This window comes from Nocardia asteroides, assembly GCA_019930625.1.
In the GTDB taxonomy this organism is placed as follows: domain Bacteria; phylum Actinomycetota; class Actinomycetes; order Mycobacteriales; family Mycobacteriaceae; genus Nocardia; species Nocardia sputi.
This window is the reverse complement of the sequence record CP082844.1, coordinates 3236705-3262631: the sequence shown is the minus strand read 5'-3', so window position 1 is coordinate 3262631 and position 25927 is coordinate 3236705. Positions and strand designations below refer to the sequence as shown.

At 70.2% G+C, this 25927-nt stretch carries 24 protein-coding genes; 14 read left to right on the top strand and 10 right to left on the bottom strand.

Features of this window, described 5'->3' with window-relative positions; genetic code table 11:
* The first annotated feature begins 378 nt into the window (after positions 1–378).
* From K8O92_14815 to K8O92_14785, 7 genes are all read left to right on the top strand, one after another.
* Positions 379–612 carry a WhiB family transcriptional regulator gene (locus K8O92_14815; protein ID UAK35706.1) on the top strand — a complete coding sequence of 78 codons (234 nt, stop codon included), beginning with the start codon at positions 379–381 and terminating at the stop codon, positions 610–612.
* 149 nt (positions 613–761) lie between these two features.
* Complete coding sequence (locus K8O92_14810) at positions 762–1241, top strand: metallopeptidase family protein (GenBank protein ID UAK34983.1); 480 nt, start codon at positions 762–764, stop codon at positions 1239–1241.
* Between the two features lie 313 nt (positions 1242–1554).
* Positions 1555–1944, top strand: a complete 390-nt coding sequence (locus K8O92_14805; protein UAK34982.1) for a DUF3499 domain-containing protein — start codon at positions 1555–1557, stop codon at positions 1942–1944.
* A gap of 51 nt (positions 1945–1995) precedes the next feature.
* Positions 1996–3372, top strand: coding sequence for a phosphomannomutase/phosphoglucomutase (locus K8O92_14800; protein ID UAK34981.1), 1377 nt, complete (start codon positions 1996–1998; stop codon positions 3370–3372).
* A 118-nt stretch (positions 3373–3490) separates the two neighbouring features.
* Positions 3491–4693 carry a tobH protein gene (locus K8O92_14795; protein ID UAK34980.1) on the top strand — a complete coding sequence of 401 codons (1203 nt, stop codon included), beginning with the start codon at positions 3491–3493 and terminating at the stop codon, positions 4691–4693.
* Positions 4693–5913 carry a mannose-6-phosphate isomerase, class I gene (manA, locus tag K8O92_14790; protein ID UAK34979.1) on the top strand — a complete coding sequence of 407 codons (1221 nt, stop codon included), beginning with the start codon at positions 4693–4695 and terminating at the stop codon, positions 5911–5913. Before K8O92_14795 ends, manA begins: the two co-directional genes overlap by 1 nt.
* A 75-nt stretch (positions 5914–5988) precedes the next feature.
* Positions 5989–6915 carry a cation diffusion facilitator family transporter gene (locus K8O92_14785; protein ID UAK34978.1) on the top strand — a complete coding sequence of 309 codons (927 nt, stop codon included), beginning with the start codon at positions 5989–5991 and terminating at the stop codon, positions 6913–6915.
* Between the two features lie 47 nt (positions 6916–6962).
* On the opposite strand, the gene K8O92_14780 is transcribed toward K8O92_14785, so the two are convergent.
* Positions 6963–8432, bottom strand: coding sequence for an NAD(P)/FAD-dependent oxidoreductase (locus K8O92_14780; GenBank protein UAK34977.1), 1470 nt, complete (start codon positions 8430–8432; stop codon positions 6963–6965).
* A 192-nt stretch (positions 8433–8624) separates the two neighbouring features.
* On the opposite strand from K8O92_14780, the gene K8O92_14775 reads away from it, so the two are divergent.
* Positions 8625–8840, top strand: a complete 216-nt coding sequence (locus K8O92_14775; GenBank protein UAK34976.1) for a DUF4287 domain-containing protein — start codon at positions 8625–8627, stop codon at positions 8838–8840.
* A gap of 114 nt (positions 8841–8954) precedes the next feature.
* Here the strand turns inward: K8O92_14775 and K8O92_14770 are convergent, their stop codons facing one another.
* The gene (locus K8O92_14770) at positions 8955–10418 is read right to left on the bottom strand and encodes a cation:dicarboxylase symporter family transporter (GenBank protein ID UAK34975.1); all 1464 of its coding nucleotides are present in this window, start codon (positions 10416–10418) and stop codon (positions 8955–8957) included.
* Between the two features lie 89 nt (positions 10419–10507).
* Here K8O92_14770 and K8O92_14765 point away from each other — a divergent pair, with 89 nt between their 5' ends.
* Positions 10508–12013 (top strand): GHKL domain-containing protein, encoded by a 1506-nt coding sequence (locus tag K8O92_14765; GenBank protein UAK35705.1) that lies wholly within the window; start codon positions 10508–10510, stop codon positions 12011–12013.
* Positions 12010–12711 carry a response regulator gene (locus K8O92_14760; GenBank protein ID UAK34974.1) on the top strand — a complete coding sequence of 234 codons (702 nt, stop codon included), beginning with the start codon at positions 12010–12012 and terminating at the stop codon, positions 12709–12711. Before K8O92_14765 ends, K8O92_14760 begins: the two co-directional genes overlap by 4 nt.
* On the opposite strand, the gene K8O92_14755 is transcribed toward K8O92_14760, so the two are convergent.
* The 3 genes from K8O92_14755 to K8O92_14745 all read right to left on the bottom strand — a co-directional run bounded on the left by K8O92_14755 (position 12712) and on the right by K8O92_14745 (position 16369).
* Entirely contained in the window at positions 12712–14013 is a 1302-nt protein-coding gene (locus K8O92_14755) for a cytochrome P450 (GenBank protein UAK34973.1), read from the bottom strand.
* A gap of 136 nt (positions 14014–14149) precedes the next feature.
* Positions 14150–14872: a TIGR03089 family protein gene (locus K8O92_14750; GenBank protein ID UAK34972.1), complete on the bottom strand. Its 723-nt coding sequence runs from the start codon at positions 14870–14872 to the stop codon at positions 14150–14152.
* 3 nt (positions 14873–14875) lie between these two features.
* On the bottom strand, positions 14876–16369 hold the full coding sequence (locus K8O92_14745) for an LCP family protein (GenBank protein ID UAK34971.1): 1494 nt from the start codon (positions 16367–16369) through the stop codon (positions 14876–14878).
* Between the two features lie 148 nt (positions 16370–16517).
* Here K8O92_14745 and rfbD point away from each other — a divergent pair, with 148 nt between their 5' ends.
* Genes rfbD through K8O92_14730 form a run of 3 tightly spaced genes read left to right on the top strand, consistent with a single transcriptional unit; the run spans position 16518 to position 19448 of the window.
* Complete coding sequence (gene rfbD, locus K8O92_14740) at positions 16518–17414, top strand: dTDP-4-dehydrorhamnose reductase (GenBank protein UAK34970.1); 897 nt, start codon at positions 16518–16520, stop codon at positions 17412–17414.
* 11 nt (positions 17415–17425) lie between these two features.
* On the top strand, positions 17426–18322 hold the full coding sequence (locus tag K8O92_14735; GenBank protein UAK34969.1) for a glycosyltransferase family 2 protein: 897 nt from the start codon (positions 17426–17428) through the stop codon (positions 18320–18322).
* 46 nt (positions 18323–18368) lie between these two features.
* Entirely contained in the window at positions 18369–19448 is a 1080-nt protein-coding gene (locus K8O92_14730; GenBank protein UAK34968.1) for an NDP-sugar synthase, read from the top strand.
* A gap of 149 nt (positions 19449–19597) precedes the next feature.
* Here the strand turns inward: K8O92_14730 and K8O92_14725 are convergent, their stop codons facing one another.
* Positions 19598–21193, bottom strand: a complete 1596-nt coding sequence (locus K8O92_14725; GenBank protein UAK34967.1) for a carboxylesterase/lipase family protein — start codon at positions 21191–21193, stop codon at positions 19598–19600.
* A 418-nt stretch (positions 21194–21611) separates the two neighbouring features.
* Between K8O92_14725 and K8O92_14720 the strand changes: the two genes are divergently transcribed.
* Positions 21612–21836 carry a zinc ribbon domain-containing protein gene (locus K8O92_14720; protein ID UAK34966.1) on the top strand — a complete coding sequence of 75 codons (225 nt, stop codon included), beginning with the start codon at positions 21612–21614 and terminating at the stop codon, positions 21834–21836.
* A gap of 21 nt (positions 21837–21857) precedes the next feature.
* Here K8O92_14720 and K8O92_14715 read toward each other — a convergent pair whose 3' ends face one another.
* From K8O92_14715 to K8O92_14700, 4 genes are all read right to left on the bottom strand, one after another.
* A complete protein-coding gene (locus K8O92_14715) occupies positions 21858–22133 on the bottom strand; it encodes a SelT/SelW/SelH family protein (GenBank protein UAK34965.1) in 276 nt (91 codons plus the stop codon).
* 18 nt (positions 22134–22151) lie between these two features.
* Positions 22152–22541, bottom strand: a complete 390-nt coding sequence (locus K8O92_14710; protein ID UAK34964.1) for a YchJ family protein — start codon at positions 22539–22541, stop codon at positions 22152–22154.
* A 281-nt stretch (positions 22542–22822) separates the two neighbouring features.
* A complete protein-coding gene (locus K8O92_14705; protein UAK35704.1) occupies positions 22823–23188 on the bottom strand; it encodes a hypothetical protein in 366 nt (121 codons plus the stop codon).
* 130 nt (positions 23189–23318) lie between these two features.
* On the bottom strand, positions 23319–25763 hold the full coding sequence (locus tag K8O92_14700; GenBank protein UAK34963.1) for an AAA family ATPase: 2445 nt from the start codon (positions 25761–25763) through the stop codon (positions 23319–23321).
* Positions 25764–25927 lie beyond the last annotated feature (164 nt).

The window sequence follows — 25927 nt, the reverse complement described above, 5'->3', positions numbered from 1 at the left end:
ATAGCGACGGCGGCTTGACCATCGCCGCGTCCGGCGTGTCTAATCACAGACATGTCATTCCGGGTTCGCGCGAGAGTTCCACGCGCGAACCGTTTTTCGAACAGATGTTCGCATCGGTATGACAAGCTCGGGGACGTCCGCGGGACAACGTCGCGGGGTATGGCCGTCGGTGCGAGTGTTGGTCCGACGGAAAGAATCATTCTGCGCTAACACACAGTGAGGAGGCGGAGCGTGGCCAACGAGATGGTCTCGCCGACCGATTCCACAGCAGGCGCAGCACGTGGCGTCTGCGCAGACAACGGCGGCTGGAACGACCAAGAGGGGGGTGACGGAGTCACGGCGCCCCGGCTCAACCTGGTCGTGACCGGCTTCGACGAGATGTTCGAGTCCATCGAGGAGCAGTGGCAGGAGCGCGCACTGTGCGCGCAAACCGATCCGGAGGCGTTCTTCCCCGAGAAGGGCGGCTCCACCCGTGAGGCCAAACGGATCTGCATGGGCTGCGAGGTACGCGACGAGTGCTTGGATTACGCGCTCGCGCACGATGAGCGCTTCGGCATCTGGGGCGGCCTCTCCGAGCGGGAGCGCCGCCGCCTCAAGCGCGGCATCGGCTGACAGACCCGATAGACCTGATAGACCTGATAGACCCAGCCGTGCCCGGAGCGGCCCGCCACCAGGGCGCTCCGGGCACGCGCGACACGACCGGACAGTTCTCCACCGCCTCGATGCGGACCGCCGGAGCCGGCTGGCCTAGATTTTGTGTCATGGCACGTTCCCGTAAGCGTCGACCGCCGACCGCACGGTCGGTGATACGCCGCGGCCGCGGGGTGCGCGGGCCGATGCTGCCGCCCACCGTGCCCGCCTGGCGGACCCGAGGTCAGAAGTTCGACCGGCTGGTGCTGGAGGCGTTCGCACCACTGGACACCCGCTGGCACGACCGGCTCACCAAACTCGACATCGCGGTCGACGACGTCCCGAAGATCCGTCCGCTGCACCCGGATTCGGTCACCTGGCCGGACGAGGTGGTCGCCGACGGCCCGGTTCCCCTCTCCAGGCTCATCCCGGCGGGCGTGGACCGGCACGGCGCGGCGACCCGGGCGCGGGTGGTGCTGTTCCGCAAGCCGCTCGAGCTGCGCGCCAGCGATCCCGACGATCTGGTGGATCTCCTACGCGAAGTGCTGGTCCAACAGGTCGCGACCTATCTCGGCGTCGACCCGGACGTGATCGATCCGGAAGCCGAGTAAGTCGCACCCATCCACGCGGCGGCCGTCCTCGAATGCCGTTGCGGGGCAGGACGCCGGAGAGCACGTGTAGGTCGCTCCCGGCTGGGTATCCCGCTACTCCCACTTCGCGACGAACCGTTCGCGCCGCACACGTTCCCCGGGCCTGCCCGTGGGAGACCGTTGTCCGTGCGTCCGGGTAGGTCGTCCAGAACACCGCCGGAGGCTCCGCGCACCCGGCGGCATCGCGTGCTGCCCTCGTTTCGCGACGCACGGACCGAGATTCTTCAAGCGTGTCTGTCCCCATCGGCGCGCCAGGGGGGTTACTCTCATCGGCGTGATTCCCATGCGTCGTTGCTGCCGACCAGGCTGCAAGAATCCGGCCGTCGCGACGCTCACCTATGTGTACTCGGACTCCACGGCGGTGGTCGGGCCACTCGCGACGGTCGCCGAACCGCACTCCTGGGATCTCTGCGAAACGCACGGCTCACGAATCACCGCTCCGAAGGGCTGGGAGCTGGTTCGCCACGAAGGTGGATTCTCCTCCAGCACACCGGACGACGATGATCTGACCGCGCTCGCCGAGGCGGTGCGGGAAGCCGGGCTGCGCCGCCGCCCCCCGGAGCGCGAGCAGCGCGGCTACCACGACTACGCTCCCCCGCCGCCGCGAACCACGCGAACGGGCCGCCGGGGCCATCTGCGCGTCCTGCCCGACCCACCGTCCTGATCGACCGGGACGATGTCGGACCCGTCCGGCACAACCACTAGGGTGTTGGGCATGACAGTCGCCCGCTCTGCCGAATTCGTGAACGCGGTGATCAAGGCTTACGACGTTCGCGGCGTGGTCGGTGATCAGATCGACGCGGAATTCGTCAGGGATGTCGGCGCGTCCTTCGCCCGGCTGATGCGCGCCGAGGGCGCGAGCCGGATCGTCATCGGACACGACATGCGGGACTCCTCGCCCGAGCTGTCGGCCGCCTTCGCCGACGGCGCGCTCGGCCAGGGCCTCGACGTGGTGCACATCGGCTTGGCCTCGACCGACCAGCTGTACTTCGCCTCCGGCCACCTGGACTGCCCGGGCGCCATGTTCACCGCCAGCCACAACCCGGCCCGCTACAACGGCATCAAGCTGTGCCGCGCCAAAGCCCTTCCGGTCGGGCAGGACACCGGTCTGGCCACCATCAAGAGCGAGCTGATCGAGGGCGTGCCCGTGTACGGAGGCTCGCGCGGAGCGGCGACCGAACTGGACCTGCTCGCCGAGTACGCGGACTTCTTGCGCGGGTTGGTCGATCTCGGTGGCATGCGCCCGCTCACGATCGCGGTGGACGCGGGCAACGGCATGGGCGGGCACACGGTGCCCGCGGTGCTGGGCACCCTGCCCCAGGTGACGGTCGTGCCGCTGTATTTCGAGCTGGACGGCAGCTTCCCGAACCACGAGGCCAACCCGCTCGACCCCGCGAACCTGGTGGACCTGCAGAAGCTGGTCCGCGAATCCGGCGCGGACATCGGCCTGGCCTTCGACGGCGACGCCGACCGCTGCTTCGTGGTCGATGAGCACGGCGACCCGGTGTCGCCGTCGGCGATCACCGCCCTGGTCGCCGAGCGCGAGCTGGCCAAAGAGCCGGGCGCGGTGATCATCCACAACCTGATCACCTCCCGCGCGGTGCCGGAACTGGTGCACGAGCTGGGCGGAACGCCGGTGCGCACCCGGGTCGGTCACTCGTTCATCAAGCAGGAGATGGCCGCCACCGGAGCGGTATTCGGCGGCGAGCACTCCGCGCACTACTACTTCCGCGACTTCTGGGGCGCCGACTCCGGGATGCTCGCGGCGCTGCACGTGCTGGCCGCGCTCGGCGAGAAAGACCGGCCGATGTCGGATCTGATGGCCTCGTACGCCAGTTACGCGGCCTCCGGCGAGATCAATTCCACCGTCGCCGACGCGAAGGAGCGCACGATGGCCGTGGTAGAGGCCTTCGCGGGCCGGGCGCACTCGGTGGACCGGCTGGACGGGGTGACCGTGCAGCTGGCCGACAACGCCTGGTTCAACCTGCGCGCGTCGAATACCGAGCCATTGCTCCGGCTGAACGTGGAGGCCCGGTCGGCGGAGGAAGTAGACGCACTCGTGACCGAGATCCTGAGCATCGTGCGCTCCTGACTGGAATAGTGGAATCACAGGCCTTGGATTCGCCCGACTCGGTCTCGGTGTGGCAGCTGGACCGAATGGGCGCGGGGGCGGAAAAGACACAGCGCGATGAGGGGAGGTGGGACGCCCGATGATCGCTGGAACACCGGTGCTCGACCTCGACGATGCCGCTTCACTCGAGGCCGCCGACGCAGGCGGCGCCCTTCGCTCGGCCGCTTCCGGCGGCGCCCAGGTGCGCGCTACCGCGGCGGCCGTCGGTGAGGAGGCGCTCGCTCGACTAGCCGATCTGCGACCACGCAGCGTGGTGCTGGTAGCCGGCGCCGGACGTGCCGCACGGGCCGCCGGACTGCTCGTGGCCGCGCTCGGCGACCGTGCGGGCCTACCCGTCGTGCCTGCCGCCGCCCTTCCCCCGTGGGTGGGTCCGCTGGACGTCGTCCTGGTCTCCGGCGACGACGCGGGTGATCCGCGCCTCATCGACGCCGTCGATCGAGCCCTGCGCCGCGGCGCCGAGGTGGTCGTCGCCGCGCCGCACGAAGGGCCGCTGCGCGCCGCCGCCGCCGGACGCGCCGCCGTGCTGGAGCCCAGGGTCCAAGTCCTCGGGCACAACCGCCTGCTGCGCTTCCTGGCCGCCGGAATCGCGGTGCTGCGCGCGGTCGACCCCCAGCGCACCGGCGCCGCCGTACCCGAGCTCACCCACCTTGCCGACGTGCTGGACGCGGAGGCGCTGCGCGACGGCCCGCACAACGAGGTCTTCCACAACCCCGCCAAGACGCTGGCCGCGCGCATGCAGCAGCGGGGCATCGTGCTCGCGGGCGATTCACCGGCCGCCGCCGAGCTGGCCGAGCACGGCGCCGAAGTGCTGCTGCAATCCGCGGGCAAGGTGGCCACCGCGGTGGATCTGGCCGAGGCCGTCGCCGCGCGGACCCGGATGGCCGAGGCGGCAGGCGAATCCGCGCCAGACTTCGATCCACTGTTCCACGACGAGGAACTCGACGGCCCCGCGCCGGTGGAACGCATCCGGGTGTTCGTGCTCAGCGCCGATCGCGATCGAGCGGCAGCGCGCCGCCGCATCGCGGTCTTCGGCGCCGAGGGATCGAACCTGGTGGACGCCGATCTGGTGAACGCCGACGTCGACCTGCTGCACACCGGCATGACCGATCCCGCCGCGCCCGCGCAGTCGAGGGCCGAAGAATCCGCGCAGGCCGACAGCACCGAACTCGAACAGCTCGCGGTGCTCGCGCTGCGACTGGAGATGGCCGCCGCCTACCTGCGGCTGATCGGTTCGCGCACCACCGCTTCCGACAGCCAGGGGCAGTACGGGGGAAGCTTCTAGTGCACGAACTCGTTGGTGCGCTGCGCTCGTATGCCTGGGGCTCGCGCACCGCGCTGGCTCAGCTGTGCGGAAGACCGGTCCCCTCGGCGCATCCGGAGGCCGAATTGTGGTTCGGCGCCCACCCCGCCGACCCGGCGTACGTGAAGATCGGTGACCGCAGCACCTCGCTGCTGGAGCTGGTCGCCGCCGACCCGGACCGGGAACTGGGCTCCGCCGCCGCGGATTTCGACGGACGGCTGCCGTTCCTGCTCAAGATCCTCGCCGCCGAGGAGCCGCTGTCGCTGCAGGCGCACCCGAGTACGGAGCAGGCGCGCGCGGGCTTCGACCGGGAGAACCGGGCGAAGGTGCCCTTGGACTCCCCGCTGCGCAACTACCGCGACGAGAGCCACAAGCCCGAGCTGGTCGTCGCGCTGGAGCGGTTCGAGGCGCTGGCCGGCTTCCGCGAGCCGCACCGCACGGTCGCGTTGCTGCGCGCGCTCGCGGTGGAGGAGTTGCGCTCCTACTGCGAACTCCTCGCCGCCCAGCCGGATTCGGCGGGCCTGCGCACCTTGTTCACCACCTGGATCACGCTGCCGCAGCACGTGCTGCACACGTTGCTGCCCGCGGTGCTCGACGGCTGCGTGCGGTACCTGTCCGGCAAAGGCACACGCGAGTTCACGAACGAGGCGCGCACCACCCTCGAACTGGCCGAGGCATACCCCGGCGACGCGGGCGTGCTGGCGGCGCTGCTGCTGAACCGGGTGACCTTGGAGCCGGGTCAGGGGTTGTTCCTCGCGGCCGGGAATCTGCACGCCTACCTGCGCGGGCTGGGCGTGGAGATCATGGCCAACTCCGACAACGTGCTGCGCGGCGGTCTCACCCCCAAACACGTCGACGTGCCGGAACTGTTGCGCGTACTGGATTTCGAGCCGATCGACCTGCCCGTCGTGCTGCCGGAACCCGGCGGCGACGGATCGGTGCGCTATCGCACGCCCGCCCCCGAGTTCGCGCTGCGCCGATTCGACTTGGTCGCCGGTTCCGCGCGAGTGCCGCTGACCGCGGCGGGGCCCGGCATCGTGCTGTGCACGGCGGGTACGGTGCGCCTGTTCCAGAACGGCTCGTCGCTGGAACTCGGCCGGGGTGGCGCGGCGTGGATTTCCGCCTCCGACACCGATATCCGCGCGCAGGCGGTGGACGGGCAGGTCCAGCTGTTCTGCGCGTGCGTGGGCGCCGGCTGCTGACCGATCCGGAACACCCGGCCGTAGGTGCCCTAGGCTGTTCGCGAGTATCACTGAAAACAGAGAGGACATGCTTCCATGTCTGCTGGCGGTGGCAAGAAGGCGATCATCGCGGCGTTGACCGCGAATGCGGGGATCGCCGCGGCGAAGTTCGTCGGTGCGGCGATCACCGGCTCGGGGTCGATGCTCGCCGAGGCCGTGCACTCCGTGGCCGACACGGGCAACCAGGGACTGCTGCTGCTGGGGCAGCGCCGCGCCGCGAAGGAAGCGACCGAGCTGCACCCGTTCGGGTACGCGCGCAACCGCTACTTCTACTCGTTCATCGTGGCGCTGGTGCTGTTCACCCTCGGCTCCGGTTACGCCATCTACGAGGGCATCCACAAGATCCAGCACCCGGAGGAGCTGACCTCGCCGATCGTGGCGGTCGTCATCCTGGTGATCGCGATCGCCTTGGAGGTCTACAGCTTCACCACGGCGGTGCGCGAGTCCACGCCGCTGAAAGGTGACGCAAGCTGGTGGCAGTTCATCCGCAATTCGCGCAGCCCGGAACTTCCGGTGGTGCTGCTGGAGGACACCGGCGCGCTGGTCGGCCTGATCCTGGCGCTCTCGGGCGTCGGCCTGACCATGATCACCCACGACCCGATCTGGGACGGCGTCGGCACGCTGGCCATCGGTGGGCTGCTCGGCGTCATCGCCGTCGTGTTGATCATCGAGATGCAAAGCCTTTTGATCGGTGAGGGTGCCACTCCGGAGGAGAACCGGAAGATCCGCGCCAACCTGGTCGACGACACCCGCATCGACCGAGTGATCCATCTGAAGACCCAGTACCTAGGCCCGGAGGAACTGCTCGTGGCGGCGAAGATCGGCGTAGTTCCCGGTCTGGACCTCGCGGCGATCGCGGGCGCCATCGATGACGCCGAGTCCCGCGTCCGCGCGGCGGTCCCGGCGGCGCGCGTCATCTACCTCGAACCCGACCTCTACCGCACCGAACCCGCCAAGGGCTAGTCCGGCGTTGCCTCGCACGGCTCGCGAGCCGTGCGAGGCGCACGTACTCAGCGGCGCTGGACAGCGGGGGTGCGTAGGAGGTCGAGGGGATCGGTGCGGATGTCGAAGCGGTCGCGCAAGACGTGGCGGGCCGCGTGCAGCCCGCTCATGCCGTGCACACCGGGGCCGGGCGGGGTGGCCGACGAGCACAGATAGACACCGGGAATCGGTGTGGCGTAGGGATTCCAGCGCGGTGCGGGACGGAAGGCGAACTGGCGCAGCGTCATCGCGCCCGCGGAGATGTCGCCGCCGATGTAGTTGGCGTTGTGCGCGGGCATTTCGGCGGCGGGGATCACGTTCTCGGCGACGATCAGATCCCGGAAGCCCGGTGCGAATCGCTCCACCTGAGCGATCACTTCCGCGCTGACGTCGCGGGTGGAGCCGTTGGGCACGTGGGCGTAGGTGTAGAAGGTGTGGCCGCCCGCGGGCGCGCGGGTGGGGTCGACCACGCCGGGCTGGATGGACAACACGTAGGGCCGTTCGGCGTGCCGCCCCATGGCCACGGCGTGCTCGGCCGCCATGGCCTCGGCGCGGGTGCCGATGACGTGCACCGTCCCGGCCAGCGCGCAGCCCTGGGCCTGCCACGGCACCGGTCCGGAGAGCGCGAAGTCGATCTTGCAGGCCGCGCCGCCGTAACGGAAACGGCGCAGCCGCTTCGCGTATCGCGCGGGCAACCGGTGCTCGGCGATACGCAGCAGTTCGGCAGGGGCGAGGTCGAGCAGAACGGAGCGAGCGCCTGCGAACTCCTCGAGCGAGTCGATCCGGCGCCCGGTGTGCACCCGGCCGCCGAGACGTTCGAGTTCGGCGATGAGCGCGTCGGGAATCGCCTGACTGCCGCCGCGCGGAATCACCCAGCCGTCGACATGGGCCAGCGTGCCGAGCATCAACGCAGCGCCCGCGGCCGTGATGGCGCGCGGCGGGATGATCGCATGGGTGGCGATGCCGGTCAGCAGGGCCGGCGCGACCTGTTCGCGAAACCTGATATCCCACAGCGGCGAGCCCTGCTCCAAGGTGCGCATGCCGAAACGGATCGCGGTCGCGAGCCCGGAGGGGATGCGCCGCAGATCCGACATCGCGACGTCGACCACGTCCGCCCAGTGCCGCACCAGCGGCGCGAACAACTTGCGCCACGCCCGGCCGTCGGGACCGAGGGATTCGACCGTCCGTTCCAGGTCCCGCCAGGCCAGTCCGGCCACACCCCCGTCGAGCGGATGTGCGTAGGAGACCTCCGGCGCGAGCAGTTCCACGCCGTGCGCGGACAGGTCGAACGCCCGGAACAACGGTGAGGCCACCGCCATCGGATGCGCGCCAGCGCACACGTCGTGCCGGTAGCCGGGCAAGGTCAGCTCGGCCGTGCGGGACCCACCCCCAGCCGTCGCCTCGGCCTCGTAGACCTCCACCGCGAGCCCTGCCCTGGCCAGGATCACCGCTGCGGCGAGCCCGTTCGGTCCGGAGCCGACCACCACCACATCAGCCATATCCCCACGCTACCGCCCGACCGACCTCCGACTTGCTCGCCGACACCACCACCGCGCCGCCGACACGCCGAGCGGAGCCGTCCCGGAACCCGGCCGATCGGTGATCCGGAACCCATGGGCGGGACCGCCGACGAGTTTCGGAGGTTCGCTTCGTCATCTCCATGGAACGCACGACCAGCAAGGAGATCGACCATGGCGACCAAGCCGCACGGCCCCACGTCCTACTTCCCCTCCATCGAGGCCAAGTACGGCCGCGCAATCGAGGAGTGGAAAACCGCCATGCGCGACAGCGGACTGACCTCGCACAAAGAACTCGTCGAGTGGCTGAAGACCGAGCACGGCTTCGGGCACGGCCACGCGACCGCCCTCACCCAGCACCACCTCCACCCGGAGAAGTGGGCAGCCTGAGCCCGGGCGCCACGAAGGGCCCGCAGATCTTGCGGGCCCTTCGTCGTTCACCGTCCGGCCCGCTGCCCCAGGCGGAGTTCCGCCCGGCGCGGACGGGCTTCGTCCGGCTGCGCTTTATGCCTTGACCAGGTCTATGGTCTCGGCCTCCTGCGTCAGCGGTACGCCCTGCGTCCCATGGTCGTCGTCGACCATGGTCCGCTCGTCGAAGGGCAACTCGCGATCGAGCACCTCGCGCACCCGGTCCACGTCGACCGTTTTGGTCCAGGTGCCGATCAGCACCGTGGCGACCGCGTTGCCGGAGAAATTGGTCAGCGCCCGCGCCTCGGACATGAAGCGGTCGATGCCGACGATCAAGCCGACGCCGTCGAGGAGTTCGGGGCGATGGCTCTGCAACCCGCCCGCCAGGGTGGCCAGGCCCGCGCCGGTGACGCCCGCCGCGCCCTTGGACGCGACGATCATGAACAGCAGCAGTCCCAGCTGTTCGCCGATGGACAGCGGCTTGCCCATGGCCTCGGCGATGAACAACGACGCCATGGTCAGGTAGATGGCGGTGCCGTCGAGGTTGAACGAGTATCCGGTCGGCACGACGACGCCCACGGTGGTGCGCTCCACGCCCAGATGGTCCATCTTGGCGATCAGCCGTGGCAGCGCCGATTCCGACGACGAGGTCGCGACAATCAGCAGGTACTCCCGCGCCAGGTAGCGGACCAGCTTGAAGATCGACACGCGTGAGACGCTCCACAGCAGCACGCCGAGCACGCCGAAGACGAACACCAGGCAGGTGAGGTAGAACGCGAGCATCAGCGTGCCCAGCTTCACCACCGCGTCCAGGCCGGTCTTGCCGACCACGTTCGCGATCGCGCCGAACGCGCCGATCGGCGCCAGCCACAGGATCATCACCAGGATCCGGAACACCAGTTTCTGCAGCAGCGCCACGCCGCGCACGATCGGCTCACCCGCCGTGCCCATGGCCTGGACCGCGAAACCGACCAGAAGCGCGACGAACAGCGCCTGCAGCACATTGCCGGTGGTGAGCGAGGACAGCAGCGTCGACGGGACGATGTTCTGGAGGAATTCCCAGGTGCCGCCCGCGCTGTGCGCGGTGTCGGCCAGGTCGTGACCGGCTTTGGTCGACTTGGCGATGTTCAGTCCCGTGCCCGGTTGCAGCAGATTGCCGACGACGAGGCCGATCCCGAGCGCGATCGTCGACATGACCAGAAAGTAGCCGATGGCCAGCCCGCCGACCTTGCCGACGGTGGCCGCCGCGCGCACCGAGCCGATCCCGAGCACGATGGTGCAGAAGATGACGGGAGCGATCATCATCTTGATGAGGTTGACGAAGATGGTCCCCAATGGGGCGAACGACTGCGCGACGCCGGGCGCCAGCCAGCCGACGAGGACGCCCGCGACCACCGCCACGATGACGGCCAGATACAGCCAATGGGTGCGGTCGCGCCGCGTTCGAGTCGAGTCGCTCATTGCGAGGATTTCCCTTCGAGAGGTACCGAAGTGAGGTGGCTCACGCACCCCAGGCAGAATGATGGTCGGCCGGGTGATGCCGGTCACTGTTTGGTGCATTACGTTCAGCGGAGGAAGAGCTTGTGAGACGCGGTCGGCTCTCCCTCGCCGGTCAGGCATTCGTCTTCCAGTTGGTCGTACTCGCGGTGATGATCGCGATCGGCGTGGTGCTCGCGGTGCTGGACGCCAGGCACGACAGCGACGTCACCACCACCAGGGAGGTCACCGACGTCGCGGTGAGCGTGGCCGACGCGCCCTCCACCATCGAGGCGGTCCGCAGCGCGGACCCGACGGCGCTGTTGCAGCCGGTGACCGAGGAGATCCGGCTCGAGACCGGCATGGATTTCATCGTGGTGATGGCGCCGGACCGGACGCGCTACACCCACCCCAATCCGGCGATGATCGGGCGGCCGTTCAGCGGCACCATCGATCGCGCGCTGGCCGGTGAGACCTTCACCGAGACCTTCACCGGCACCCTCGGCCCCTCCATCCGGGCGGTCACCCCCGTCCACGACAACGGACGGATCGTGGCTCTGGTCTCCGCGGGCGTGACCCGCGCGAAGATCAGCGATCAGGTGGCCACCCAGCTCTCGGTGATCTTCGGCGTCGCGGGAGCCGGTCTCCTGCTTGCCGCCGGAGGATCGTTCCTGCTCAGCCGCAGACTGCGACGGCAGACCCACGGCTTGGCGCCCGACGAGCTGCGCGCGATGTACGAACATCACGACGCCGTGCTGCACTCGGTGCGCGAGGGACTGGTCGTGTTCGGGGCCTCCGGCGAGGATGCCGAGGTGGTCAACGACGAAGCGCGCCGCCTGCTCGACCTGCCCCCCGGCGAGGTGCGCCGCAGCGACCTCCCGCTGTCGCTGCAGCGGATGAGCTGGGGCACCGTGCGCGACGAGATGCACGTGACCACCGACCGGATCCTGCTGGTCAACCAGGACACCGTGGAGTGGGAGGGCAGGCCGATCGGCACGGTGATGACCATCCGCGATCACACCGAATTGCAGTCGGTGATGGGCGAACTCGATTCCGTGCGCGGCTTCGCCGAGTCGTTGCAGGCACACGCGCACGAGTCCGCCAACCGGCTGCACACCGTGGTCACCATGGTCGAACTGGGCCGCCACCAGGAGGCCGTCGAGTTCGCCACGGCGGAGCTCGAGCTGTCGCAGGCGCTGATCGATCGGCTGTTCGCCGCGGTGGGCGCGCCCGCCCTGGCCGCCTTGCTGCTGGGGAAGGTGAACCAGGCGGCCGAACGCGGCATCGAGCTGACGATCACCGACGACACCGCGCTGGACTCGGTGGACCCGCTGTCTCCGCACGAAACGGTCACGCTCGTCGGCAATCTCGTCGACAACGCGATCGATGCCGCGGCGGGCAGCGCGTCCGGCTGGGTGGAAGTCACCCTGCGCCACCAGCGGGTGGACGCCCGGGAGGAGTCGGTGCTCTACATCCGGATCGCCGACAGCGGCCCGGGCATGTCGGCGGAGATGTTCGCGCGCGCGTCCCAGCGCGGCTATTCGACCAAAGCCGACCACCACGGGCTGGGTCTCGCACTGGTCCACCGTCTGGTGGCCCGCCACGGGGGAAGCATCCGCACGCAACGGGATCCCGAAAGCGCGGTGACCGTGACGATTCCACGAAAGGAAGCACGATGATCCGTGTGCTTATCGTCGAGGACGAGCCGCTGATCGCCGAGGCGCACCGCGCCTACGTGGAGCGCATCGCCGGATTCACGCCCGTCGGTGTCGCCCATACCGGACGTGAGGCGATGCGCGCGGCGGCCGACGCCGCGGCGGAGGGCACGCCGATCGACCTGGTGCTGATGGACATCGGCCTGCCCGACGCGAGCGGCCTCGACGTCGCCGCCGCGCTGACCGGGTTGGCGCCGCGCCCGGACGTCATCGCCATCACCTCCGCGCGGGATCTGGCCATGGTGCGCACCGCCGTGTCGCACGGCGTGGTGTTGTATCTGCTGAAGCCGTTCACCTTCGCGGCGTTCCGCGACAAGCTGGACCGGTACCGCGAGTTCCGCACCGCGCTTCCCGCCGGCGAAAGCGCCATCTCCCAGCACGACATCGACCGTGCGTTGAGCGCGCTGCGCACTCCCGACCAGCGCGCCGCGACACCCAAGGGCGTCGCGCCGCAAACCCTCGACGAGATCTCCCGCGCCGTGCGCGCCGCCGAGGCCGAGGGCGTGACGGCCGCGGACACCGCGACTTCGATCGGCGTCTCGCGCATCACCGCCTGGCGCTATCTGGAGAAACTGGCCGACGACGGTTTGGTCGTGCGGCGCTCGGACTACGGCAGGGCGGGGCGGCCGAAGACTCGCTATGTGTGGAAGTCCACGAGCTGATCAGACCGGCTCCGGCGCGGGCGCGCGCTGACCGAGGCGCACCGGCATCCGCTCGTAGCCGTGCAGGGTGAACAGCGCGCGCCGCTTCGGCGTACCGTCCAGCCGCAGACCGGGGAACCGCTCGAACAGGGCCTGCAGCGCGTAGACGCCTTCCATCCTGGCCAGGCTGGCTCCGAGGCAGACGTGCACGCCGCTGCTGAAGGACAGATGGTCCTTGGCGTTGTCGCGGCCGATGTCGAACCGTTGTGGATCGGCGAACACGGCGGGGTCGCGGTTCGCGCCTGCCAGCGACAGCACCACCGTGCTGCCCTGGCGCAACCGGATGCCGTCGATCTCCACATCGGTGAGCGCGGTCCGCGCGGTGGTCTGCACCGGGGAGTCGAAGCGCAGGATCTCCTCGACGGCGTTTGGCCACAGCTGCGGCTCCTCGCGCAGCCGCTCCAGCTGATCCGGATGGGCCAGTAGTTGCGCGACGCCGTTGCCGATCAGGTTGACGGTCGTCTCGAAGCCCGCCCCCATGAGCAGGCTCGCGGTGGCCTTGAGCGCGTCGGTGTCCAGTTCGCCCGCGGTGACCAGGCTGCTGAGAATGTCCTCGCCCGGTTCGCGGCGCAACCGCTCGATGTGCCGCCCGAGATAGTCGTTCATCAGCTCCATCGCGAGCAGTGCCCTACGGTGTGCGCGCCAAGGGATGCCGACGTCGAGCAGCGGTGTCATCTGATCGCCCCAGTCGAGGAACATCGCCTTGTCCTCGTCGGGGAAGCCGAGCATCTCGGAGATGATCGCGATCGGCACCTGGGCGGCGAACTGCTCGATCAGATCCGCCGAACCGTGGGCGGGCAGGGCGACCAGCAGTTCCTCGGTGACCGACTCGACGCGGTCGCGCAGTCTGCGGATCGCGCGCGGGGTGAACGCCGAGGCGACCGGTTTGCGCATCCGCGTGTGTTCGGGCGGATCGATCACCAGCATCGACGGCGGCTCGACCGGATTCGGCGGCAACGGAAACCGCTCGGCCAGCTTCTGCAGCGGCTTGGGGATGTTGAAGCTCTCGGTGGTGCGCACACCGAAACGGCTGTCGCGCAGGATGGAACGGCACAGCTCGTGATCGAAGGTCGCCCACGCGATCGAGGTGCGCAGCAGCCTGCCCTGCCCGCGCAACCGCTCGATCAGCGGGTAGGGATCGTCGAAGCCTGCGGGACCGCCCATCAATTCGGCGAACGGGTCACCGCGGCGTGCCTGCAGACGCAGGGCGAGACGAGGCGCGCCCTGCACCGACAACCAGCGGAACCAATAGTGCGGCTTCATAGTGCAACCCCGTCGTCGTGCGATGACACCACCGTACGGAACGCCGCGGGCTTCTGGAACGTCCTCAGGTCGGATGCGGCGCTTATACCGTGGTAGGAGCCGCCTCCGAATGGTGGCCGCGGCTTTCGGACATCCCTCATCCGCGCTGCGCGGTCACCCGTTCCGACGCGATGCGCCGGTCGCGCAGCGCCGGATCGGGGTTGACCACCTGCACCAGCGAGGCGCCCGCGGCGAGCACCGCGAGATATCCGTCGATCAGTTCGGCAGGCGTGTCCCACGGCGTGCTGGACAGCACCCGGTCACCCTCGGCGAAGCCCTGGCGCATAGCCGATTTCCGCGCCTCGGCGAGCACTTCGGCGACCGGCATGCCATCCAGCGCGACACCGGCGCCGCGGGGCAGGAACTGGTCGCCGTGCACGCGCACCGAGGTGGCGAAATCGGTGACGCCCACCGGCAGGTCGCGCACCGGGGCGCCCATGGCGTCCAGCGACAGCGCGGCGATCTCACCCCCGCCGTCGGCGTCGTCCAGGCGATCCGGGGTCACCAGCGCCAGATCGGCGTCCTCGTCCGGGTGCAGCACCACCTCGGTGCCCGCCCACCAGCAGCCCAGCAGCACAGCGGCGGTCTGCCAGTGCGCCGGGAGCAGGACGGCGACACGGGCGCCGGGACTCAGACCGAACTCGTCGCGAATCAAATTGGCGGTCTTGGCCGCCCAGTTCGCCAGCGTCGCGCCGGACAGTTCGATCCGCGCCCCGGTGGCGTCGTCGTAATAGGTGACGCGCGGACCCGCGGGTTCGCGGGCGAGGATGGGATCGAGTACCGCTTCGGTGAGAGTGTGTACCTGGTCGATGTCACGCATGGTTCAGTTCACGCATTTCGGTCCGTTCTGGCCTGCGTCGATCGGTGGAGCGGGTGGGACTGGTGTGGCGGAAGTCGACGTTCCGGACAGGTCGAACACCCGGCTCGCCGACGAGCCCGGACCAGAATAGTCGCTCGCCAGCACGACGCTCACCGAATCCGGGGACAGCGCCGGATCCGCGAGTACCGACAGCCCGCCCAGCGCCTTGGCCACCGCCTGCGCCTTCGGGCTCGAGGTGTCCGCGGCGAGCACGCGACTGCTGGTGACGCGGTTGCCGGTGTAGTTGGTCACCACGCCCTGCCGGAATCCCTTGGCGCTCAGCGTCTGCGCCACCTCGGCCGCGAGTCCGCCGATGCCGCCTGCGTTGTAGACGCTGACGGTGACCGTCGCCGGATCGAAGCCCGGCTCGGCGTTCCGCGTGACCGTCGCGTCGCCCACCAGCGAGGCGATATAGGACTTGACGGCCTTCGGCTCGACCTCGACCACGGATTCCCCGCTGCTGGTCTCACCGTTGAGGTCGGCGACCGGAATGGTCTCGAACTTCACCTGGCCACCGGACAGGTCCTTCAGCCGTTGCAGGAACGCCAGCGCGTCCCAGTCCTCGTCGAGCACGACCGTCCGCCCGACCGCCTCGCTGAGCTGTTGCAACTTGGCCGGATTGGCCAGCGTCTTCGCGCTGAGCAGCTGCTGCACCAGTTGCGCCATGAACACCTGCTGGCGCACGATGCGGTCGAGGTCGCCGCGGGGCAGATCATGGCGCTGGCGGACGAAACTCAGCGCGCGCGGCCCGTCCAGGCGTTGGCGGCCCGCGGGAAACCGGGCGCCGGACATCCACTCGTCGACCGGGTTCTTCAGGCACACCTCGACCCCGCCGACGGCATCGGTGAGCAGCGCGAAGCCGAGCAGGCTCACCTCGGCGTAGTGGTCGACGGTGAGGCCGGTGAGGTTGGCGACCGTCTTGATCAGCGCCTGCCTGCCCGCTTGGGTGGACTGCCGCTCCGCGTCGGCGTGCGCGACGCCTTGGTCGACGAGTTTCTGGAACTGGTTGGCCTTCGTCGCGCCGTAGGCCGAGTTGATCTTGCCCATGCCCAGGCCGGGAATGCTGACGTAGGAGTCGCGCGGGATCGAGATCGCGGTCGCGGAGCGTCCGTCGTTGGGCACGCGCAGCAGCACGATGGTGTCGGTGTTGGTGCCGATCTCGTCGCCGGCGTGCAACATGGCTCGCTCGGCGTTCGACAGGGGATTGCCGTGCGCGTCGGTGCGGCTGTCCACACCGACCAGCAGGATGTCCACCGCGCCGTCCCGGCTGCCGCCGAGACCGAGATCGCCGATGCGCTCGATGTCGGCGACCAGCGAGTCGACGCTGTGCCAGGCGAAACCGGTAAGCGCCAGCACGATCACGGCGGCGGCCGCGGCCAGCGAACGCAGCGGCCCGAACGACCGGTCGCCGGACCCGGCCGGACGCGGCGACGCCGATGTGCCCCTCCAACGCGACAAGTGTGCATCCTCTCGCCGAAACTCGCCTCTCCTGGCGACACGTGCGCAACCGATCCGCCACCACGGTTCCTGCTCGCCCCGCCCGGTTTCGGGATCCCCCGATGACTCAAGGCTAACGAACGGTTATTGCGAACGGCCGCAACCGTGGATGTGGCGGCGTGCCAGACTTGCGCCCGTGACCGACCCCACCGCGCCCGAACCCACCGCGCCCGCCCGCCTCGTCGTCACCGGGGCGCACGGACAGGTGGGCCGGGAACTGCGGCGTCTCGCTCCGGCCGCCAGCGGCTACGGGCGCGCCGAACTCGACATCACCGACCCCCTCGCCGTGCGCGCGGTACTCGCGCCCGGCGACGTGGTGCTCAACTGCGCCGCCTATACCGCCGTGGACCAGGCCGAAGCCGAGACCGAGGCGGCATACGCGGGCAACGCCACGGGACCGGCCGTGCTCGCCGAAGTCTGCGCTGACATCGGTGCCCGGCTGATCCATCTGTCCACCGATTACGTCTTTCCAGGTACCCAGGATCGGCCGTACGACACCACCGATGTGACCGGGCCGACGTCCGTCTACGGCGAGTCCAAGCTCGCGGGCGAGCAGGCGGTGCTCAGCCGCTGCCCGGACGCGCACGTGGTGCGCACCGCATGGGTATATACCGGGCGCGGTGGCGATTTCGTCGCGACGATGCTGCGGCTGGAGCGGGAACGCGACACCGTGGACGTGGTCGAGGACGAGGTCGGCTCGCCCACCTACGCCGCCGATCTGGCCGCCGCGTTGCTGGAACTCGCGGGACGGCCGGACGCGCCGCGGCTGCTGCACGTCACCAATGCGGGCCGGGCCAGTCGGTTCGAGCTCGCGCGCGCGGTGTTCGCGGGTGTCGGGGCGGATCCCGGGCGCGTCCGGCCGTGTGACTCGTCGGCGTTTCCCAGACCCGCACGGCGACCGGGATATTCGGTGTTGTCGCCGCGGGCCTGGAACGACGCCGGGCTGAGACCGCTGCGGGATTGGCGGACCGCACTGGGGGACGCGCTGGCTCGGCGGTCCGACTAGGGTTGACTGCCGTGAGTGATTCCGATTCCGCCGCGCCCGCGGGCCTGGCCGTCGTCACGGTGACCTACTCGCCGGGTGAGCACCTCGAGCACTTCATCTCCACCCTCGCCGGGGCCACCGCGGAGAAACCGCAGGTGATCCTCGCCGACAACGGGTCGGTGGACGGTGTGCCCGAGCTGGTCGCCGAGGCCAATTCGCACGTGCGGCTGCTACGCACCGGCGGCAACATCGGCTACGGCGGCGCGATCAACCGGGCGGTCGCGGAGCTCGATCCGGGCATCGAGTTCGTCGTGATCGCCAACCCGGACATCCGCTGGGGCACCGATTCCATCGACAAACTGCTCGCCGCGGCCAAGCGCTGGCCGCGCGCCGGTGCGCTCGGGCCGCTGGTGCTCGAACCGGACGGCAGCGTGTACCCGTCGGCCCGCCGGGTCCCCGGCCTCCTCGACGGCGCCGGGCACGCGGTCCTGGGCACGGTGTGGAAGTCCAACCCGTGGACCCGCCGGTACCGGCAGGAGAACGAGGAGATCTCCGAGCGGGCCGTCGGCTGGCTGTCGGGGTCGTGCCTGCTGGTGCGGCGCGCGGCGTTCGACTCGATCGACGGTTTCGACTCGCGGTACTTCATGTACATGGAGGACGTCGACTTCGGCGACCGGATGGGCAAGGCGGGCTGGCACAACGTGTTCGTCCGCGACGCCGAGGTGACCCATGCCAAGGGACACGCGGCAGGCCGCCACCCCGAAGTGATGCTGCCCGCCCATCACGCCAGCGCCTACCGGTTCCAGGCCGACCGGCATCCGCACTGGTGGCAGGCTCCGCTGCGGCTGGCGTTGCGGGCCGGACTTGCGGTCCGCTCGCGGATTGCGGTTCGATCTGCCCTGCGCCGACAGGCGCGCGACGCCGGGTAGCCGGCGGCGCAAGGCGAGAAACGAACCTTGTGAACAGGGGAGCTTGATGGCAGGAAATGCAGGCACCGACGCGGTGATCCTGGTCGGCGGACAGGGCACGCGGTTGCGTCCGCTGACCCTTTCGGCGCCCAAGCCGATGCTGCCGACGGCCGGACTGCCGTTCCTGACCCACCTGCTCGCCCGCATCGCGGAGGCCGGGATCACCCATGTGGTGCTGGGCACGTCGTTCAAGGCCGAAGTGTTCGAGGAGCACTTCGGCGACGGCTCCGACCTCGGCCTGGAGATCGAGTACGTCACCGAGACCGAGCCGCTGGGCACCGGCGGCGCCATCCGCAACGTGCTGCCCAAGCTGCGCGCGGACAACGTGATGGTGTTCAACGGCGACGTGCTCGGCGGCACCGACCTCGGCGCGGTGCTCGACACCCACGAGTCGACCCGCGCCGACGTGACGCTGCATCTGGTCCGGGTCAGCGACCCGCGCGCGTTCGGTTGTGTGCCCACCGACGAGGACGGCCGGGTCACGGCGTTCCTGGAGAAGACCCAGGACCCGCCGACCGACCAGATCAACGCCGGATGCTACGTCTTCCGCCGCGAGTACATCGAGAAGATTCCGGCCGGTCGGCCGGTCTCGGTGGAGCGCGAGGTGTTCCCCGCGCTGCTGACCGAGGGCGCCCGCCTCCAGGGGCACGTCGACGCTTCCTACTGGCGCGACATGGGCACTCCCGAGGACTTCGTCCGCGGCTCCGCCGACCTGGTCCGCGGTATCGCCCCCTCCCCCGCACTGCCCGGTCAGCGCGGTGAATCGCTGGTGCACCCCGGCGCGGGCGTCGCCCCGGGAGCGGTGCTCATCGGCGGTACGGTCGTCGGGCGCGGCGCCGAGATCGGCGCGGGCGCGCGGCTGGACGGCGCGGTCGTCTTCGACGGCGCGGTGATCGAGGCAGGCGCCACGGTCGAGCGCACCATCATCGGCTTCGGCGCGCGCATCGGCCCGCGCGCACTCGTCCGCGACGGCGTCATCGGCGACGGCGCGCACATCGGCGCCCGCTGCGAACTCCTGCGCGGGGCGCGGGTGTGGCCGGGCGTGGAGATCCCCGACGGCGGCATTCGCTTCTCGACCGACGTCTGAGGAGCGTTCCGCTCGCCCCCGCGCACGAAGATCCGGAGGTCATCGACAAATCCGCAGGGTCGGCGTGGGGGAACTTGGTTCCGGCGCCACCGACCGCGCCGTCACCAGTGTTCAAGTCGGTGGCGGCACCGGCGGGTCGAACTGCGCCCCTAGGAGAAGCCGACGGCTTGCTGGCCCCAGGCGGTGTGCAGGTCCCGGTCCGGGTCGTCGACCACTCGATCGACGCTGTCGATGAGCAGCGTGGCGCGGGCCCCGAGGCGATACGGCGGCCAGTGTTTGGAGCCGTCGAGTGCGGCGGGAACGCCGTGGGCGGCGAAGGCCAGCCAGCGGCGCATCATGCGGCCGGAGACCTCCATGGCCGCTTTGCGACCGCCGAGCCAGAAGGTGGGGTCGAGGTTGAGCGTGCCGAAATTGCCGAAGACATAGGGCAGTTCGGTGGCGTGCCCCGCGCCGACCCTGGCCGCCCGCAGCATCGGGGTGGCGTAGTCGAAGCGGTACATCCAGGTCGGCGAGTGCTGGGCGTGACCGTCGGCCACCCAGTGCGCCGGCATCCGGAACGCCGCGTCGGTGGACATCGCCAACGCACCGCGGGCCTTGTTCAGATCCGGGTAGGCCGAGGTGATCTCGGCGATCCGCTCCGCCGACATCTCCGGGTGGCCGGCCGCGACGTCGCGCAGCATCGCGTTCACCGCGTCCGGCGTCACCGGCATGATCGGCGAGCGCAGCAGCCGGAACAGCGACGCCTCGTCCTTGTTGGTGCCGATGATCAACGGCACCCGGTGCGATCCCCCGCGCTGGAACCGGTCGATCGGGTAGGTCGGCAGCAGGTCCCCGTCGACCACCGGCGCGGCCGCCAGCCTGCCCGGCTCCTTCAGCGGGATCTCGTCGAGCAGGACGCCCGCCGCCGCGACGATCCGCTCGATGGGACATTCCAGCAGTTCTTTCGCCCGGGTCGCGGGCAGTTCGATCAGCTCGAGGAACCGCTGCGCCACCGTGGCCGCCCGTTCCGGTCCGAACACCGTGGTCGCGGGCGGGCTCTGCGCGATCGCCTTGTGAAACAGGCCCGCGGCGCGCGGTGCGGTGAGCAGCGCGGTGACGCAACCCGCGCCGGAGGACTCGCCGAACAGCGTGACGTTGCCGGGATCGCCGCCGAACGCGGCGATGTTGTCGCGCACCCATTCCAGCGCGGCGATCTGATCGTGCAGGCCGAGGTTCGGCGCGAAGTCGTCGCCGAGCGAGGAGAGGTCGAGAAAGCCCAGTGCGCCGAGCCGATAATTGACCCCGACGACCACGACGTCACCGGCCGCGGCCAGCCTGCGCCCGTCGTAGATCTGCTGCGCGGCGGTGCCGAGGCAGTACGCGCCGCCGTGCAGCCAGACCAGCACCGGGCGGGGTTCGGTTCCCGAGGCGCGGGCGGCATCGGCGCGCTCGGGCCGAGGTGACCACACGTTGAGCCAAAGACAGTCCTCGCCCATGGTCAGGCCGGAGTCGATGGGGACCATGGTGCCCATCGTCTGCGGCGCGATCTGCCCGAAAGAGGTGCAGTCGCGCACTCCCTCCCAAGGCTGCGGGGGCTCCGGCGGGGCGAATCGGGCCGGGCCTGCGGGGGCGGCCGCGTAGGGAATGCTGCGCCAGACGGAAATCGAACCCTCGCGCACGCCCCGCACGTCGCCGTGGGCCGTCCGCGCGATGGGCTCGGCGAAACCGTCGGGACCGGGCACCGCCTCGGAGAACTGAGCGCGCATCGCAGACCTCCTCATACTTCTTTTTCGAGAGTACGTCGAAGATCAGTACGGCAACGTTTCGATGCCGAGACATTGCTGCGTCGGACGCTATTCATCCGCTGTTCAGGCCCGTGCCCACGGGTGCGGTGTCGAATCGGTCACGGTGGCCGCGACCACCCCTTTGCTGCCCCGATTGCCGAAAGAGTGCCGCCGCGGCCCGGACAAGGGCCGTTCGCCAGGTCGCGACCCCGATACCGCTCCGCGACCGGAGCCGGTCCCCGCCGAGCTACGCGGCCCACGACTCGGAGTACGACCGATCCTGGGCGAGCACCGGCGTGCGTGCCCGTTGCTCTTCATCGCCGCGCCAACCTGACGGGCCACGACATCTCGCCGAAGTCCGATGCGGACACTTCGGCGGCGGAGGACCTAAACTGAGCGGATGCCGAGTTACAGTTACCGGTGCCGCAGCTGCGGCGACACGTTCGAGGTTTCCCGTCCGATGGCGGAGTCGTCGGCGCCGGCGACCTGCCCGATCGGCCACGACGACACGGTCAAACTGCTGACCACCTTCGCCACCGTCTCCCGGGGCGGCGGGAACGCTCCCGCGCCGAGCCCCGCCGCGCCCCCGGCGGGCGGCTGCTGCGGTGGCGGCTGCTGCGGATGACTTCGGTCCGGCCGGTGCGGTTCAGTCGCGCCGGTCGACGTGACCGAGGTCGCGCTCCGGTGCGACCCGGTCGCGCACGCGCTGCTTCAGCACCGCGATGTCGGGGAAGCCGCCGTCGGCCTTGCGCTCCCAGATCTGTTCGCCGTCGACGGTGATTCGGAAGACCCCGCCCGAACCCGGGATGAGCGCGACTTCGTCCAGATCGGTGGCGAACGTGCTGAGCAATTCCTGCGCCATCCAGCCCGCCCGCAGCAGCCAGCGACATTGGGTGCAGTACTCGATCGCGACGCGTGCCATGCCCGCTGACGCTACCGGTCAGGCGTCGTGCGCGCCGTCCAGGTAGACCCACGCGCCGTCGGACCGGGCGAACCTGCTGATCTCGTGCAGCGCGCCGCGCCCATCCGCGTCCCGGTAGTGCGCGACGAACGCCACCGTGCCGGTGTCGTCGAACGGTCCACCGCGCTCGGTGCGGGAGATCTCCAGGAACAGCCAGCGCTGCGCCGGATCGAGGGTCACCTCGCGCGGGCGGGTGCGCGAATGCCAGGAACGCAGCAGATAGTCGGCGTCACCCACTGCGAAGGCGGTGTAGCGCGACCGCATCAGCGCTTCGGCGGTCGCCGCCGGGCGCTCACCGCGCAGCACCGGACCACAGCACTCGTCGTATGTGTCACCGCGCCCGCACGGGCACCGTTGTGCTCCGCTCATGCTGTCTCCTCTCCGGTACGAGCGCGACCCGTCGTGGTCGTGCCGGTGCGACCACCTCGGTGGGAGCGGGTCATGCCATCTCCCGTCCGTGCTCGGGGGTCCCTCATGATCGCCGTGGCGCAGTGCCTCCGGCAAACTCGAGAACTCACGCCGTCCCGGCTCCGGCCCGGAGCGCAGCCCGCCGTGGTCACGCCGCACCGCAGAATTCGATCCTGGTCGCTCATGCCGGGCCCTCCCGTCATCAGGTAGATCGAGGGGCAAGTGCCGCCGATCGCTTGGCGTCATTCCCGGTGCGCGGCCACCGCCGCCAAGTCCGCGACCAGGGCGACGGTCTGCTCCCGCCAGCGCCGCAGATCGGTGACGCTCGGTGCGAGTTCGTAGTCGTGGTGGTGAGCGGCGCGCGACAGCGCCGCCCAGAGCACGGCCACCCGAGCCGCCTCCTCCGGTCCCGCGAACGCGCGCAGCGCGATCAGCTGCGCCCGCATCGGACAGCGGGCCAGCGCGGGCGCCAGTCGCAGCCACAACTCGTCCACGGCCTGTTCCAGGGCGATCCGCAGAATCCAGGCGGTGGCCCTGGACCACAACCCGCCCGCGTCGGTCACCGAGCCGGCGAGCAGCAGGTCGACGGTTTCCAGCCGTTCGGCGATCGACGGCCGATTCGGTCGCGAGCGGTGCGCGCCGTTCTTGCGCCCGCGTTGCCCGTGCCGGGGCGCGCCCTCGCCGCCCTGAGGCCCACGGCGTGCGCCGACCGGCCGGCGCCGCCCGCTCATCGGCGCTTCACCGGGCCAGCCACGCGACGAATCTCTCGGTCTCACCGATCAGCTCGCGCATGTCGCGCCCGATCGGCACGTGCGCGCCCGCCGTCGCGTCGCGCAGTGCGTCCACCACCCACCGTCCTTCCAACGCGATGAGGTTCTTGTTCAGGTCGTCGACCTTGCTGCCGACGCCGAACACCGCCAGCGCCACCTTCGCCCTGGTGGAGTGCGCGGCATCGATGTGGCGTTCCACCTCGCGGTGGTTCATGCCCGCGGCGAGCAGGGTACGGCGCGCTCTGGCGAGACTGGCCGCCTCCACTGCGGAACGGCAGCAGGTGGCCACCAGTTCATCGGCGATCGCCGCGGGCAACTGCGGGGTGCGCACCAGAGCGCGGGCGTCGTCGAGGTAGCGGCGGATCGGGTCGCTGGACACTCGCACCTCGACCACCGAGCGGTCGCGGCGCTGGACCTCGAGCACGGTCGCGTCGAGCTGCATCCGCCGCACCGCTTCGGCGAGGCGCTCGTCATGGGTGAAGACCACCACCTGACGGGTCCAGGCGACCGTGGCGAGCACTTGGGCCAGGCCGTCCACTTTGGCCGGGTCCATCGCCTGTACCGGGTCATCGATCATGACGAACCGGAAGGGACTGTCCTCCACCGTGGCTCGCGGCAGGAACAGCGAGAGACCGAGCGCGTGCAACTCCCCTTGGCTCATCACGCCCAGTGCGGCCCCGTCGACCTCGTCGACGGTCACGTCGAGCAGCACGCGGCGCGCGGTGCCGGCGTTGCCCTGCAAACGGATCGCGCCGAGCTCGACGTTGCTCTGCTGCCGCAGCGTGCGCCACACCCAGCGAGCCGTCGTCTCCAGCGGCGTCATCCGCTCGCCGCGCAGGCCCGCGGTGGCCGACTTCAACCAGTCCTCGGCCTTCTTCACCGTCCGCAGTTCCGCCGCGTGCGCGGCCACCTCGCGCGCGCCGTCCAGCCAGGCCACGATGCGCGGCACCAGGGGCGTCCACACCTCGTCCAAGCGGTCGAGCTCCTTGCGGGTGCCCTTCTGCAACAGGTCCAGTTCGTCGACCAGTCGCGCGTGCGCGCTGCGCAGCCGGTCGGGCAGGTCCGGGGTGTATTCGGTGGTGGTCAGCGCCGCCCAGTCGGCCCATGCCTCGCGCACCGCCGTGGTGTCGACCGACGGGGGGTTGCGCGGATCGAAATCCAGTTCGGCGGGGACGAGGTCGGGAAGCGCCCGCGCGGCCCGCACGGCGTTGCCGAACTCCCTGCGGGCGGTGGTGAGCGCGTTCACCCGGGCGGACAGCCGCTCGATGGCGGCGTCGGTCTCGCGCAACCAGTCCTCGTCCAAGGCGCCGCGGCCGCACACCGGACACGGGCAACTCCCGCTCGCCGCCTGATGCTCGCGCGCCTTGCGCAGTAGCTCGAGCACGCGCAGATCGGCTTCGGCGTCGGCGGTAGCGCCCTCCGCGAGGGCCGCGCCCCACGATTCGAGGCGGCCGGCCACGGCTTCCACTTCGGTGTCATCGGGCAGCGCGAGCCGCACGATCGCGCGCAAGCCGTCCGGTCCCGCCGGGTCGTCCACCACGCCCAGCACTTCACGGCCAACGGCGGCGAGATCCGGCTGAGCGGGCCGCAGCAACCCGGCGACCCGGACCGCGCGGTCGTCGGCCACCGACGCGAGCAGGTCCAGTAGTTCCAGCCGCTCCTGACGCGAATCCCGCACAGCGCGTTCCAGCTCCAGGCGGCGCATGCGGATCCGCTCCTGCGCCAGGGTGAGTTCGTCGAGCCCCAGCAGCTGGTGCAGCGCGTCGAACAGGTCGCTGGGCTTGCCGTCCACCAGCGCGCCGAGTTCGCTGTAGGACAGGAAGGGACGGTAGAGCTCGAGCTGGGCCGCCCACCGGTCCATGTCGAACTCCGTCGGCGGCGCGGGCGGATACCGCTGGGTCCAGTGCGCGTCGGGCAGGTCCGCCTCAGCCGCCCACTCCTTGGTGATGGTGAGCCGGGGGGCGTCACCCGCGGTGAGCAACTCCAACTCGATACGGGCGGCCGTGCCGTCGTGCAGGTTGCGCCAGCCTTCCCGCCACGCCGCCGATCGACCGTCCCACCGGCGGTTCCCGCCGGTCAGGGCCATTTCGGCGGCTTCGGCGAAACTGGATTTACCGCTACCGTTCCGCCCGACCACGAGCGTGAGACCGGGGCCGGGCGGCAGCTGGAGCGTCGTCTCCGGGCCGATGCCTCGGAAACCGCGCACCCGGATGACGCTCAGGAAGATCCCGGAGTGATCGAATGCCGTTGCGGCGTCGTCCGATTCGGCGGCGCCGAGAGCGCGCAACACGGTCCGCGTGACCGAGGGCGTTACCGCTGGGTCCTCGGCGAGGCGCCTCGTCACCACCTCCGAGAGCCGGGGCGCGGCGTCCGTGGAACCGGCGGCCTGGACAGCGTCGGGATCCAGGCGCATGCGAAAAATCCCCTCCACCATCGAGCCGCCACACGTCCTCCGACCCCGTGCGCGGCGCCTTGTCGAAGCTGTGCGAAACGCTACCCGATGGCGCCGGAATCGCCCACCGCTCCCATGCGAATCTGCCCGCGGGGATGGATATGGTCATCGAAAAGCCTGCGCCG

Coding starts and splice junctions, on each gene's coding strand:
- K8O92_14795 (UAK34980.1), top strand. CDS start 3,491: ATGATCGCTGGAACACCGGTGCTCGACCTCGACGATGCCGCTTCACTC.
- K8O92_14815 (UAK35706.1), top strand. CDS start 379: ATGTTCGAGTCCATCGAGGAGCAGTGGCAGGAGCGCGCACTGTGCGCG.
- K8O92_14800 (UAK34981.1), top strand. CDS start 1,996: ATGACAGTCGCCCGCTCTGCCGAATTCGTGAACGCGGTGATCAAGGCT.
- K8O92_14750 (UAK34972.1), bottom strand. CDS start 14,872: ATGCGTGACATCGACCAGGTACACACTCTCACCGAAGCGGTACTCGAT.
- K8O92_14700 (UAK34963.1), bottom strand. CDS start 25,763: ATGCGCCTGGATCCCGACGCTGTCCAGGCCGCCGGTTCCACGGACGCC.
- rfbD (UAK34970.1), top strand. CDS start 16,518: ATGTGGCGGCGTGCCAGACTTGCGCCCGTGACCGACCCCACCGCGCCC.
- K8O92_14810 (UAK34983.1), top strand. CDS start 762: ATGGCACGTTCCCGTAAGCGTCGACCGCCGACCGCACGGTCGGTGATA.
- K8O92_14755 (UAK34973.1), bottom strand. CDS start 14,013: ATGAAGCCGCACTATTGGTTCCGCTGGTTGTCGGTGCAGGGCGCGCCT.
- K8O92_14775 (UAK34976.1), top strand. CDS start 8,625: ATGGCGACCAAGCCGCACGGCCCCACGTCCTACTTCCCCTCCATCGAG.
- K8O92_14760 (UAK34974.1), top strand. CDS start 12,010: ATGATCCGTGTGCTTATCGTCGAGGACGAGCCGCTGATCGCCGAGGCG.
- K8O92_14720 (UAK34966.1), top strand. CDS start 21,612: ATGCCGAGTTACAGTTACCGGTGCCGCAGCTGCGGCGACACGTTCGAG.
- K8O92_14710 (UAK34964.1), bottom strand. CDS start 22,541: ATGAGCGGAGCACAACGGTGCCCGTGCGGGCGCGGTGACACATACGAC.
- K8O92_14780 (UAK34977.1), bottom strand. CDS start 8,432: ATGGCTGATGTGGTGGTGGTCGGCTCCGGACCGAACGGGCTCGCCGCA.
- K8O92_14715 (UAK34965.1), bottom strand. CDS start 22,133: ATGGCACGCGTCGCGATCGAGTACTGCACCCAATGTCGCTGGCTGCTG.
- K8O92_14770 (UAK34975.1), bottom strand. CDS start 10,418: ATGCACCAAACAGTGACCGGCATCACCCGGCCGACCATCATTCTGCCT.
- K8O92_14730 (UAK34968.1), top strand. CDS start 18,369: ATGGCAGGAAATGCAGGCACCGACGCGGTGATCCTGGTCGGCGGACAG.
- K8O92_14725 (UAK34967.1), bottom strand. CDS start 21,193: ATGCGCGCTCAGTTCTCCGAGGCGGTGCCCGGTCCCGACGGTTTCGCC.
- K8O92_14785 (UAK34978.1), top strand. CDS start 5,989: ATGTCTGCTGGCGGTGGCAAGAAGGCGATCATCGCGGCGTTGACCGCG.
- K8O92_14765 (UAK35705.1), top strand. CDS start 10,508: ATGATCGCGATCGGCGTGGTGCTCGCGGTGCTGGACGCCAGGCACGAC.